This is a genomic window from Alicycliphilus denitrificans K601 (assembly GCF_000204645.1).
Taxonomy (GTDB): domain Bacteria; phylum Pseudomonadota; class Gammaproteobacteria; order Burkholderiales; family Burkholderiaceae_C; genus Alicycliphilus; species Alicycliphilus denitrificans.
The window spans coordinates 795544-808111 of sequence record NC_015422.1 but is presented as its reverse complement, the minus strand read 5'-3'; the positions used below and the strand labels follow the sequence as shown (position 1 = coordinate 808111).

Annotated in this window: 12 protein-coding genes; 3 read left to right on the top strand and 9 right to left on the bottom strand. The window is 67.1% G+C overall.

Annotated features, from left to right (window positions below; genetic code table 11):
* Positions 1–62 precede the first annotated feature (62 nt).
* On the top strand, positions 63–908 hold the full coding sequence (locus tag ALIDE2_RS03840; RefSeq protein ID WP_013517708.1) for a MurR/RpiR family transcriptional regulator: 846 nt from the start codon (positions 63–65) through the stop codon (positions 906–908).
* A 51-nt stretch (positions 909–959) separates the two neighbouring features.
* Here ALIDE2_RS03840 and ALIDE2_RS03835 read toward each other — a convergent pair whose 3' ends face one another.
* The 8 genes from ALIDE2_RS03835 to ALIDE2_RS03800 all read right to left on the bottom strand — a co-directional run bounded on the left by ALIDE2_RS03835 (position 960) and on the right by ALIDE2_RS03800 (position 9407).
* The gene (locus ALIDE2_RS03835) at positions 960–1454 is read right to left on the bottom strand and encodes a YbhB/YbcL family Raf kinase inhibitor-like protein (protein WP_013517707.1); all 495 of its coding nucleotides are present in this window, start codon (positions 1452–1454) and stop codon (positions 960–962) included.
* Positions 1455–1496: 42 nt separating this feature from the next.
* A complete protein-coding gene (locus tag ALIDE2_RS03830; protein ID WP_013517706.1) occupies positions 1497–2513 on the bottom strand; it encodes an ABC transporter ATP-binding protein in 1017 nt (338 codons plus the stop codon).
* Entirely contained in the window at positions 2510–3484 is a 975-nt protein-coding gene (locus tag ALIDE2_RS03825; protein WP_013517705.1) for an ABC transporter ATP-binding protein, read from the bottom strand. Before ALIDE2_RS03825 ends, ALIDE2_RS03830 begins: the two co-directional genes overlap by 4 nt.
* A gap of 6 nt (positions 3485–3490) precedes the next feature.
* Complete coding sequence (locus ALIDE2_RS03820) at positions 3491–4402, bottom strand: ABC transporter permease (protein WP_013517704.1); 912 nt, start codon at positions 4400–4402, stop codon at positions 3491–3493.
* 77 nt (positions 4403–4479) lie between these two features.
* The gene (locus ALIDE2_RS03815; RefSeq protein ID WP_013721450.1) at positions 4480–5700 is read right to left on the bottom strand and encodes a M20 aminoacylase family protein; all 1221 of its coding nucleotides are present in this window, start codon (positions 5698–5700) and stop codon (positions 4480–4482) included.
* A gap of 1 nt (position 5701) precedes the next feature.
* On the bottom strand, positions 5702–6685 hold the full coding sequence (locus tag ALIDE2_RS03810; protein WP_013517702.1) for an ABC transporter permease: 984 nt from the start codon (positions 6683–6685) through the stop codon (positions 5702–5704).
* A gap of 248 nt (positions 6686–6933) precedes the next feature.
* Positions 6934–8145 (bottom strand): porin, encoded by a 1212-nt coding sequence (locus ALIDE2_RS03805; protein WP_013517701.1) that lies wholly within the window; start codon positions 8143–8145, stop codon positions 6934–6936.
* A 221-nt stretch (positions 8146–8366) separates the two neighbouring features.
* The gene (locus tag ALIDE2_RS03800) at positions 8367–9407 is read right to left on the bottom strand and encodes a porin (protein WP_013517700.1); all 1041 of its coding nucleotides are present in this window, start codon (positions 9405–9407) and stop codon (positions 8367–8369) included.
* Between the two features lie 228 nt (positions 9408–9635).
* On the opposite strand from ALIDE2_RS03800, the gene coq7 reads away from it, so the two are divergent.
* Positions 9636–10253 carry a 2-polyprenyl-3-methyl-6-methoxy-1,4-benzoquinone monooxygenase gene (coq7, locus tag ALIDE2_RS03795; RefSeq protein ID WP_013517699.1) on the top strand — a complete coding sequence of 206 codons (618 nt, stop codon included), beginning with the start codon at positions 9636–9638 and terminating at the stop codon, positions 10251–10253.
* Between the two features lie 10 nt (positions 10254–10263).
* Here the strand turns inward: coq7 and ALIDE2_RS03790 are convergent, their stop codons facing one another.
* Positions 10264–10713 carry an OsmC family protein gene (locus ALIDE2_RS03790; RefSeq protein WP_013517698.1) on the bottom strand — a complete coding sequence of 150 codons (450 nt, stop codon included), beginning with the start codon at positions 10711–10713 and terminating at the stop codon, positions 10264–10266.
* Between the two features lie 281 nt (positions 10714–10994).
* Here ALIDE2_RS03790 and ilvA point away from each other — a divergent pair, with 281 nt between their 5' ends.
* Positions 10995–12560, top strand: a complete 1566-nt coding sequence (ilvA, locus tag ALIDE2_RS03785) for a threonine ammonia-lyase, biosynthetic (RefSeq protein WP_013517697.1) — start codon at positions 10995–10997, stop codon at positions 12558–12560.
* Positions 12561–12568 lie beyond the last annotated feature (8 nt).

Genomic DNA, 12568 nt, shown 5'->3' with positions numbered 1-12568 from the left:
ACCCGGCGCATGAAACCGCGTTACATTCTTCGGTAACAGCCCTTACCCATCGCGCCACTCCCATGCTGGACCGCATCACCGCCTCTCTCCCCTCACTGGCCCCCGCCGAGCAGCGCGTGGCGCGGCTCGTGCTCAAGGACCCGCGCGCCTTTGCCCATCTGCCGGTGCGCGAGCTGGCCGAGCGCGCCCACGTCAGCAAGCCCACGGTGGTGCGCTTCTGCCGCAGCATGGGCTACGACGGCCTGGCCGACTTCAAGCTCAAGCTGGCGGGCAGCGTGAGCGAGGGCGTGCCCTTCATCCACCGCAGCGTGGACGCGGACGACAAGACCGGCGACGTGCTCGTGAAGGTGGTGGACAATGCCATGGCCGCCTTCCTGCAGTACCGCAACGCGGCCAGCACCCAGCTGCTGGAGCGCGCGGCCGAGGCCATCGCCGGCACCTGGCAAACGGGCCGGCGCATCGAGTTCTACGGCGCGGGCAACTCCGGCATCGTGGCGCAGGACGCGCAGCACAAGTTCTTCCGCCTGGGCATCACCAGCCTTGCGACCAGCGACGGGCACATGCAGGTCATGAGCGCCACGCTGCTCGGCCCGGGCGACTGCGCGGTGATCATCAGCAACTCGGGCCGCACGCGCGACCTGATGGACGCGGCCGACATCGCGCGCAAAAACGGCGCCACGACGATCGCCATCACGGCCAGCGGCTCGCCCCTGGCCCACAGCTGCCGCATCCACCTCGCGGCCGACCACCCCGAGGGCTACGACCGCTACAGCCCCATGGTCTCGCGCCTGCTGCACCTGCTCATCATCGACGTGCTGGCCACCTGCGTGGCGCTGCGCATAGGCGAGCCGCTGCAGCCCGTGCTGCAGCAGATGAAGAACAACCTGCGCGCCAAGCGCTATACCTGAAAAGATAGCAACCAGCGCTTTCTGGACAAGCGCTGGAGCCCGATTCGGCCCTTAACGCCCGTAGGTCGCCGTGAACGAGGCCTTGGCGATCGTGTTGGCGTTGACCATGAAGCCGGTCAGGGCCGCGGGCGCGTCGTCGGGCACCTCGATGCGCTCCACCGACAGCGCGTGCACCGTGAAAATGTAGCGGTGCGGCTTGTCGCCTGGCGGGGGGCAGACGCCGCCCCAGGCGTAGATGCCATAGTCGTTGCGGATCTGGCGCGCGCCCTTGGGCAGGTTCGCGCCGCCCTTGGCGCCTGCGTCGGCGGGCAGCTCGGTCACGTCGGCGGGGATGTCGATCACGTACCAGTGCCAGAAGCCCGATCCCGTGGGCGCGTCGGGGTCGTACACGTTCACGGCGAAGCTCTTGGTGCCCTCGGGCGCGCCGCTCCAGCGCAGCACGGGCGACTGGTTCTTGCCGCTGCAGCCAAAGCCGTCGAATTCGAAAACCTGGGCAATGGTGCTGCCGGCGGCGATGTCGGGGCTGGTGAGGGTGAAGGCAGTCATGCGCGATTACTCCTTTGCGTTGTTGGAAACGAAGCCTCCAGTCTACGCGCGCCCGATGCGGCCTTCCTCGACGGCATGGCAGGCCACACGCGCGCCGCCCTCGCCCTGCAGCAGCTGCGGGCGCTCGCTGCGGCAGCGCGCGTTGGCGAAGGGGCAACGCGGGTTGAAGGCGCAGCCCGGCGGCGGGTCGAGCGGATTCGGCACCTCGCCCTGCACGGGCGTGCGCGCGCGGCCGGTGTCGTGCATCTTGGGGATGGCGTCGAGCAGCATGCGCGTGTACGGGTGGCGCGGCTGGCTGAAGAGCTGCTGCTTGTCGGCCAGCTCCACCAGGCGGCCCAGGTACATCACGCCCACCTGGTCGCTCACGTGGCGCACCACGGCCAGGTTGTGGCTGATGAACAGGTAGGTCAGGCCCTGCTTCTGCTGCAGGTCCTTCATGATGTTGAGCACCTGGGCCTGCACCGAGACGTCCAGCGCGCTGGTGGGCTCGTCGCACACCAGGAACTCGGGCTCGGTGGCCAGCGCGCGCGCGATGGAGATGCGCTGGCGCTGCCCGCCCGAGAACTGGTGCGGGTACTTGGCCATGTCCTGCGGCGCCAGGCCCACCGAGGTGAGCAGTTCGCCCACGCGGGTCTTGAGCGCGGCGGCCTGGGTGACCAGGCCATGCTCGCGCAGCGGCTCGCCGATGATGTCCTGCACCAGCCAGCGCGGGTTCAGGCTGGCGTAGGGGTCCTGGAAGATCATCTGGATGCGCCGGCGCATGGCGCGCGCGCCCTTGCCCTTGAACGCGGCGTGCGCATCCTGCCCGTCGAAGCTGAAGCCGCCGCGCGTGGGCTCGTACAGGCCCACGAGCAGGCGCGCCACCGTGCTCTTGCCGCAGCCCGATTCGCCCACCAGGGCCAAGGTCTTGCCCTTCTCGATCTCGAAGCTCACGCCGTCCACGGCGTGCAGCAGCTGGCGCGGCTTGCGCTCAATCACGCGATTAAGCCAGGGGGCAGAGACGTCGAAGGTCCTGGCCAGGTCGTGCGCCCGCACCAGGGGGTTCGGAGCGGGGTTCATGCGACCTCCTTCTCTACGGCATGCAGCCAGCAGGCGGCCTGCGTGGCGCCTGCTGGCATCAAGTCGGGGCGCTCCGCGCGGCAGCGGTCGAAGACCTGCGGGCAGCGCGGGTTGAAGGCGCAGCCATTCGGGATGGCGTTCAGGCGCGGCATGGCGCCGTCGATCTGGTTCAAGCGCTCGCGGTCCTGCTCCATGTCGGGGATCGAGGCCATGAGCCCGGCCGTGTAGGGGTGCGCGGGGCGGTTGATGACCTCGTGCACGGGGCCGATCTCGGCCACGCGGCCCGCGTACATCACGGCCACGCGGTCGCAGGTCTCGGCGATCACGCCCATGTCGTGGGTGATCAGCATCACGGCCGCGCCGCGCGTCTTGCAGATGCTCTTGAGCAGCTGGATGATCTGCGCCTGTATGGATACGTCCAGCGCCGTGGTGGGCTCATCGGCCACGATGAGCTGGGGCTCGGCCGCCAGCGCCAGGGCGATCACCACGCGCTGGCGCATGCCGCCCGAGAACTGGTGCGGGTAGTGGTCTATGCGCTGCTCGGCCGCGGGAATGCCCGTGTCCTTGAGCAGGTCGACGGCCCGCTGGCGCGCCTGCGCAGCGGACATGGGCAGGTGGGTGAGGATGGTCTCCACCAGCTGCTGGCCCACGGTGTACAGCGGGTTCAGCGAGGTCAGCGGGTCCTGGAAGATGGCGCCGATCTTGCGCCCGCGGATGTGGCGCATCTGCGCATGCGGCAGGTTGTCGATGCGCTGGCCTTCGAGCCGTATCTGGCCCGAGGCGACGCGCCCCGGCGGCTCCAGCAAGCCGATGATGGACGCGCCCGTGAGCGACTTGCCCGCACCGGATTCGCCCACCACGCCCAGGATCTCGCCCGGCGCGATGGAAAAGGACACGTCGTCGAGCGCGCGCAGCGTGCCGCGCCGGGTGGGGAATTCGACGACGAGGTTCTGGACTTCAAGCAAGGACATGGGCGGTCACCGCAGGCGTGGGTTCAGGGCGTCGCGCAGCCAGTCGCCCAGCAGGTTCACCGACAGCGCGATCAGCACCAGCATCACGCCGGGAAAGATGGTGATCCACCACTCGCCCGAGAACAGGTAGTCGTTGCCGATGCGGATCAGCGTGCCCAGCGACGGCGAGGTGGGCGGCGCGCCCACGCCGAGGAAGGACAGCGTGGCCTCGGTGATGATGGCCGTGGCCACCTGGATGGTGGCCAGCACCATCACCGGCCCCAGCACGTTGGGCAGCACGTGCTTGCGCATGATGCGCATGGGCGCCACGCCCGTCACGCGCGCGGCCTGCACGTATTCCTTGTTGCGCTCCACCAGCGTGGAGCCGCGCACCGTGCGCGCGTACTGCACCCAACCCGTGAGCGAAATGGCAAGGATCAGCACGCCGAAGGCCAGCGACTCGGGCGCGTCGGGAAACACCGCGCGCGCCACGCCAGCGATCAAGAGCGCGATCAGGATGGCGGGGAACGACAGCATCACGTCGCACAGGCGCATCAGCACGCCGTCGACCCAGCCGCCGCGAAATCCCGCCACCAGCCCCAGCGCCACGCCCAGCACCACCGACAGCAGCACCGACGCCAGCCCCACGACCAGCGAGATGCGCGCACCGTAGATCAGCGCCGAGAGAATGTCGCGCCCCTGGTCGTCGGTGCCCAGCACGTACTTCCAGCTACCCTCCGCCATCCACACGGGCGGCAGGCGCGAGTCGGACAGCACCAGCGTGGAGAGGTCGAACGGGTTGTGCGGCGCCACCCAGCCCGCGAACAGCGCGCAGAACGTGCAAACCAGCGCGATCAGCGCCGCCAGAATGGCCACGGGCGAAGACCTGAAGCTGTGGGCCACGTCGCTGTCATACCAGCGCAAAAGAGTTTTCTGCATGGCTAGGAGATGATTTCCTTATGAATTGATAGCTGCACGCGCTTGATGGATGAGCGTTAGCGGTGTTTTTACTTGCTTCACTGCCCATCCGCCAGCAGCATGGCCTGCTCCACCAGCCCCGCGTGCAGGGCCGCACCCAGGGGCAGCACGTCGTCGTTGAAGTCATAGCGGCTGTTGTGCAGCGTGCTGTTGCCCGCACCCATGCCCTGGCCCAGGCGCAGGTAAGCGCCGGGCCTGGCCTGCAGCATGAAGGAGAAATCCTCCGCGCCCATGCTGGGCTCCAGGTCGCGGTCCACGTTGTCCTCGCCCACCAGGGCCGCGGCCACGTCGCCGGCGAAGCGCGCCTCGCCCGCGGTATTGATGGTCGCAGGGTAGATGCGCTCGTAGCGCACCGTGACCGTGGCGCCGAACCCCAGGGCGATGGCGTTGCACAAGTCCTTGATGCGCTGCGCCACCATGTCCTGCACGGCCGGGTCGAACGCGCGCACCGTGCCCACCAGGGTGGCCTGGCCCGGCAGCACGCTGAAGGCGCCCAGGTCGCCGGCCTGCACGGCGCACAGGCTGATCACCGCGCTGTCCAGCGCACGCACGTTGCGCGAGACGATGCCCTGCACCGCCGTGATGATGTGCCCGGCCACAAGGACCACGTCCACCGTCTGGTAGGGATGGGCGCCATGGCCACCGCGGCCCGTGATCTCGATGGTGATGCGGTCGGCCGCGGCCATCATCGCGCCGTCGTTGATACCCACCGTGCCCGGCTTCATCGCCGGCCAGTTGTGCATGGCGTACACCGCCTGCACGGGAAAGCGCTCGAACAAGCCATCCTCGATCATCACGCGCGCGCCGCCCAACCCCTCCTCGCCAGGCTGAAAGATCAGCACCGCCGTGCCGTCGAAGCGGCGCGTGCCCGCAAGGTAGCGCGCCGCCCCCACCAGCATGGCCGTGTGGCCGTCGTGCCCGCAGCCGTGCATCAGGCCGCTTTTGCAGGACTTCCAGGCGAAGTCGTTGTGCTCGGTCATGGGCAGCGCGTCCATGTCGGCGCGCAGGCCTATCATGCTGCCGCTGCCGCGCCCCTGGCCGCGGATCACGCCGACCACGCCCGTGCGGCCTATGCCCTCGTGCACCTCGTCCACACCGGCGGCGCGCAGCGCCTCACGCACGCGGGCGCTGGTGTAGACCTCCTCGAAGCCCAGTTCGGGATGGGCATGCAGGTCGCGCCGGAAGGCGGTGAGTTCGGGATGGAACTCAGCGATCTGGGCGAACGCACGGCCGCCCACCTTGAATTTCATCGGCTGCATATCAGTGTCCCCCTGCCTTGCCACCCACGCGCAGGCGCGGATCGACGGCGAAATACAGCAGATCCACCACCAGGTTGATGACCACGAAGATCAGCGCGATCAGGCACAGGTACGCAGCCATCACGGGAATGTCGGCGAAAGTCACGGCCTGGATGAACAGCAGCCCCATGCCGGGCCACTGGAACACCGTCTCGGTGATGATGGCGAACGCGATCAGGCCGCCGAGCTGCAGCCCCGTGATGGTCATCACCGGCACCAGCGTGTTCTTGAGCGCATGACCGAAGTGGATGGCCCGGTCCGTGAGACCGCGCGCGCGCGCGAACTTGATGTAGTCGGTGCGCAGCACCTCCAGCATCTCGGCGCGCACCAGGCGCATGATCAGCGTGAGCTGGAAAATGGCCAGCGTGATGGCCGGCAGCGTGATGTGGTGCCAGCCCTTGGCCGTGAGCAGCCCCGTGCTCCACCAGCCCAACTGCACCACCTCGCCGCGCCCGAAGCTCGGGAACCAGCCCAGCGTGACCGAGAACACCAGGATCAGCAGGATGCCGATCAGGAACGTGGGCAGCGACACGCCCAGCAGTGACAGCGTCATGAACAGTTGGCTCATGAACGTGCCGCGCCTGAGCGCCGCGTACACGCCCATGGGCACGCCCACCACCAACGCGATGAAGGCCGCCACCAGCGACAGCTCCAGCGTGGCCGGAAAGCGCTCGGCGATCAGCCGCGACACCTTGGCGCCCTGGCGCAGGCTGATGCCGAACTCGCCCTGCGCGGCATTCACCAGGAAATGCCAGAACTGGACGACGAAGGGCTTGTCCAGCCCCAGCGCGGCGCGCATCTCGGCCACCTGCTGGGGCGTGGCGTCCTGCCCCAGCAGGATGGCCACCGGGTCGCCGACGAACTGAAACAGCATGAAGGCGATGAAGGCCACTGTGATCATCACGATCAGGGCCTGGACGAGTCGGCGCAGTATGAAGGCAAGCATTGTCGGAACGGCGCGGTAGTTCAAGGCATGCTACACCAGCGCAATGGGCGCAAATGCGGCCGCCATGGACGGGATCGAGGCGCAAAGCCGCATCGGAAATCTCGGCAAAGCAGACCCAGCGACTATGTGGCCCGGACGCGATGCCCGCGCGGGGGGAAACCCTGGAGCGGCCCATCGCCCCGCCTTTGCATCGCGCCGGAATGAAAAAACCTCCCGAAGGAGGTTTTGCGCCGCGGCGAAGGCAGGCGTCAGAAACGATGGCGCAGGCCCACGGTGAAACCGGTGCGGTTGCGGGCATTGCTGGCCGAGTCGAGCACGATCGCGTTGCCGCCGCTGATGCGCGTGTGGTCCACGCCGAAGTAGGCATCAGTGCGCTTGCTGAAGGCGTAGTCCGCGACGGCCACCAGGAAGTCGGCATTGCCGTTGGACAGGCCCGTGGTCGAGCCCGACTGCTTGCCTCGGAAGTAGTGCGCGCCCAGATTGAGCTGGGTCGTCATTTGATAGCCCACGCCCACCTTGAACAGCTGGCGCTTGTTGGCATCGCCCGGCTGGAAGCCGCCATTGGTCTGCCCGGACCAGAACTGGCCCAGGATGGCGCCGTCCACCCCATTGCGCAAGGCCACGAGCGGGCTGGTCACCGCGGCGAATTTGGCCTTGTTCAGGCCGTAGCCCGCGGTGAGGTACCAGGGCCCCGTGCGGTACGAACCGCCCAGCGTCCATGCATCGACGTCGGTGCCGCCGGGCAAGGTCGTGCGCAGATACCCGCCGCCCAGGGCCGCGCCGGCCGCGGAAAAGCGCAGATAGCCACCCGCGGTCTTCCACGCGCCGCCATTGAGCGTGCCGGCCACATAGGCCGGAATCTGGGCCGCAGAGCCCGGGAAACCGGGATTGCCGGTCGCAGTGTTGTTCTCGTCGAACGAATACTGCAGCGCACCCACCCAGCGGCGGTCCGGCGTGGCGAACATGTATTTGAGCATGTTGCTGGTGCGCGCCCCCATGGCCATGCCCAGTTCGGGCTTGTAGGCCTCCATGTAGGGCGAATAGGGGAACGAGGCGTATGTGCTGGTCACCACGTCGAACAGCACATTCCACTGGCGGCCCGCCGTCAGGCGGCCATAGGGGCCTTGCAGGCCCACGTGGGCCAGTTGGAAGTACGGCGCATTGACGGCGGGAGTACCCGAATCGGCGTCGAAACGGTTTTCCAGCACCACCAGGGCCTTGCTGCCGCCGCCCAGGTCTTCCTCCACATTGATGCCCCAGCGGCTTTGCGACATGCCGCCGCCGATCATCTTCGTCAAGCCGGCCTGGGTCGGGCCCTCCTTGTTGGTGTGGCGCACGGCCACATCCACGATACCCCACAGCTCCACCTTGCTGGTGCCGGCGGACTGGGCCAGGCTGGCGCCCGATCCACACAGGGCCAATGCGGCGAACGCGATGGATTTCTTGGTAAACAGACGCATAACTTGTCCCTCTCCTGTAAAAACGTCGGATCGGTTGATTCTAGAAAACGCCCCCCGGAAACCAAGCGCCTATCGCATTCCCACCACAGGCGTTTCCCCTAGGTTGGTGTTGCGCAGGCGACGATTGCTACAGCTTTCGAGATGCGGGCGAAAAAAAACCGCTGCCCGAAGGCAGCGGTTTTGGTTCTTCTTCATCCAGCTGGCCTTACGCCAGCCCGAAATCAGAAGGAGTGGCGGATACCCAGTTGCACGCCGGTCTGGTTCTCGCCAGCGCCGGGGCCAGTGGTGCTCACTTGCTTGGCCTGCAGGGCCATGTTGGAAGCATCCTTGTTCTTCAGGTAGGCCACGGTACCGTACAGAGCGGTACGCTTGGACAGGTTGTGCACATAACCCAGGGCGAACTGGTGCGCCTTGGAGTCGATGGCCTTCTGGTCGTACATCACGTACTGGGCCTTGATTTCGCCAGCGCCCACGGGAGCCGTCAGGCCCAGGCCGTAGGAGTTGTACTTGCCGCTGGCAGCGCCGACGTCCTTGTACTTGGCTTGTTGCAGCAGGGCGTTGATCTTGACAACGCTCAGGTCGTAGGAACCACCCACGGTCAGGTTGTCCTTGGTGCCGGCGCCGAGCGCACCGACGTTGCGGCGGTCAAACGACAGGGCCACGCTCAGAGGGCCGTTGTCATACGCACCGAAGGCGCCAGCGTAGCGGCCTTCCTTGCCGGTGGCTTGCTCGTCGAAGCCATAGCCCGCGCCAGCGGTGAAGCCGCTGAAGTTGGGGGTGTAGTAGCTGACGATGTTGCTCTGACGATAGCCGTTGGCGTCGGCCGTGCCAACGCCCGCCCAGTTGCTCCAGCCCTGGAACATGCCGATGCCGACCTGGCCGAACACGTCATAGGAGGAAACCTTGCGGTAGGTGGGCACCAGTTCGCGGCCCAGGCGCACTTCACCGAAGTTGCCGCTCAGGCGCACGGTGGATTCACGCTGGAAGTTGAAGCCGGAAGCATTGCCGTTGTCGCCGAAGATCTCGCCTTCCAGCCAGAAGCCGGCCTTCAGGCCGCCACCCAGGTCCTCCACACCGCGGAAGCCCAGACGGCTCGTCGCGTTGCCGCTGGTGCCGATGCCGTACTTGGAATCACCGGCGGCGTTGGTGTTGTCCACATAGCCGAAGTTCGTGTCGATGATACCGAACAGCGTCACGGAGGATTGAGCCATTGCAGCACCGGAAGCGGCCAGCACTGCCAGGGCGATCAGAGATTTTTTCATTACGAGTTACTCCAAGGTTAAACAGAGGGCACCGGATCGTGAGGGTTGAGAACGCGCCTTGCGCCGCGCCCGCCGGCTCCCCGGGCCAACCTCCTGGTGGGGAAGTTGGTCTTATTGCAACAGAGCACGTCAGGTTTCGCAAAGGAATTCCCGCACAATCGGGCGGAAAGCGGGTTTTCGTTGTCGTCTTGCAACATTGTCAACAGATCCTCCCCCGTGCCATCCAAGATGGACCGATTCTTAATCGCAGCGGACAGCGCCTTGCGCACACTGCGCGCCACGCCCCCGGCGGGCGCCGCCTCGCCGGCTGCCGCCGTCCCCGCCGCCGAGCTGTCGGCGCCGCAAAAGCGGCTGTCCGGCGCGTTGATGCGCGTCAACCACGTGGGCGAGGTCTGTGCCCAGGCGCTGTACATGGCCCAGTCCTGCGTGACGGACGACGCGGCCCTGCGCAGTGAGCTGCTGGCCGCCGCGCGCGAGGAGGCCGACCACCTGGCCTGGACGCGCGAGCGCCTGGACCAGCTGGGCAGCCGGCCCAGCCTGCTCAACCCGCTGTGGTTTGCCGGCGCCTTTGCGATCGGCCTCGCCGCGGCGCGCATCGGCGACCGGGTGAGCCTGGGCTTCGTGGTGGAGACCGAGCGGCAGGTGTCCGAGCACCTGCAGGGCCATCTGGGCCGCCTGCCGGACGAGGACCTGCCGTCGCGCGCCATCGTGGCCCGCATGCAGCAGGACGAGGAGCGCCACGCCGCCCAGGCACAGGCAGCAGGCGCCGCCCCCCTGCCGCCCCCGGCGCGCTGGCTGATGCGGGCCGCCGCAAAGGTCATGACGGCCACGGCCCACTACATATAGATAGAGATAGTCAGGCTTCGACGATTTCGAAGCCCGTCGTGATCTGCGCCGTCTTGCCCAACATGATGCTGGCCGAGCAGTATTTCTCGTGGCTCATGGCGATGGCGCGTTCCACGGCCGCCGCCGGTATGCCGCAGCCGGTGACGGTGAACTGCATGTGGATGCGGGTGAAGACCTTGGGGTCGGTGTCGGCGCGCTCCGAGGTCAGGCGCACGCTGCAGCCCCGCACGTCATGGCGCCCGCGCTTCAGGATCAGCACCACGTCGTAGGCCGTGCAGCCGCCCGTGCCGGCGAGCACGGTCTCCATGGGGCGCGGCGCCAGGTTCTGCCCCCCGTTTTCGGGCCGGCTCGCGTCCGGCGCACCATCCATGGCCAGCACGTGACCGCTGCCGGTTTCGGCGATGAAGCCCATGCCGGAGCGCGTGCCGGCGTTGCCGGTCCAGCTGACGGTGCATTCCATGTTGTTTTTCTCCAAAAGTTTGATGTAAATCTGTGGCAAATAATGAACGATATTGCGATTTTGCTGCAACGCAACAAGCAACGCGCTACAATAAGTTCACGCGCTACCCGCTGCGCAATGCCGAAAGGCACTGCAGGGTTCGCACCGATTGTCTCCTCCATCTCCTCAAAGGATGGATTCAGCCCCAGGCCTTACCGCTTGGGGCTTTTTTTTGCCCGGCGCGGGCCGTCCTATGATGTGCGCCCCGGCCGCCCGCATGTGGACGCCAGCCGGACCGCACCATGACCCAGCCCCTCACCCCCTTCGATTACCTGACAAGAATCCTCACGGCCCGCGTGTACGACGTGGCGCTGGAATCCGACCTGCAGCCCGCGCGGGCGCTGTCGCGCCGCATGCACAACAAGGTGCTCCTCAAGCGCGAGGACCAGCAGCCGGTGTTCAGCTTCAAGCTGCGCGGCGCCTACAACAAGATGGCGCAGCTCTCGCCCGAGCAGCTCGCGCGCGGCGTGATCTGCGCATCGGCCGGCAACCACGCGCAGGGCGTGGCGATGAGCGCCAGCAAGCTGGGCACGCGCGCCGTGATCGTGATGCCGACCACCACGCCCCAGGTGAAGATCGATGCGGTGAAGACGCTGGGCGGCGAGGTGGTATTGAGCGGCGACAGCTATTCCGACGCCTACGAGCACGCCGTGCGGCTGCAGCAGGAGGAGGGCCTGACCTTCGTCCACCCCTTCGACGACCCCGACGTGATCGCCGGCCAGGGCACGATCGCCATGGAGATGCTGCGCCAGCTGCAGGCGCTGGGCAGCCACCGGCTCGATGCGGTGTTCGTGCCCATCGGCGGGGGCGGACTGATCGCCGGCGTGGCCAACTACATCAAGGCGGTGAGCCCGCAGACCAAGGTCATCGGCGTGCAGATGAACGACTCGGACGCCATGGCCCGGTCGGCGCGCGAGCATGCGCGCGTGCAGCTGCCCGACGTGGGCCTGTTCGCCGACGGCACGGCCGTCAAGCTGGTGGGCGAGGAGACCTTCCGCGTGGCCCACGCGCTGGTGGACGACTACGTGATCGTGGACACCGACGCCGTATGCGCCGCGATCAAGGACGTGTTCGTGGACACGCGCAGCATCGTCGAGCCCTCGGGCGCCCTGGGCGTGGCGGCCATCAAGCAGTACGTGGCGCGGCACAAGACCAAGGGCGAGACCTACGCCACCATCCTCTCCGGCGCGAACATGAACTTCGACCGTCTGCGCTTCGTGGCCGAGCGCGCCGACGTGGGCGAGGAGCGCGAGGCGCTGTTCGCCGTCACCATCCCCGAGGAGCGCGGCAGCTTCAAGCGCTTTTGCCAGGTGGTGGGCGCGCTGCCCGGCGGGCCGCGCAACGTGACCGAGTTCAACTACCGCATCAGCCACGAGACACGCGCCCACGTGTTCGTGGGCCTGTCCACGCATGGGCGCGGCGAGTCGGAAAAGATCGCCAAGAACTTCCTCAAGCACGGCTTCGAATCGCTGGACCTGACGCACGACGAACTCGCCAAGGAGCACCTGCGCCACCTGGTAGGCGGGCGCTCGGCCCTGGCGCGCGACGAGCGCCTGATGCGCTTCACCTTCCCCGAGCGGCCGGGCGCGCTGTTCAAGTTCCTGAGCCTGATGCAGCCCACCTGGAACATCTCGCTGTTCCACTACCGCAACCAGGGCGCGGACTATGGCCGCATCCTCGTGGGAATGCAGGTGCCCGCGGAAGATGCGGCCGCGTTCGACGCCTTCCTGCAACAGCTGGACTACCCCTACGTGGAAGAGACGCAGAACCCGGCCTACCGCCTGTTCCTGCAGGCCAACGGTTCTTGAGGGAAAAA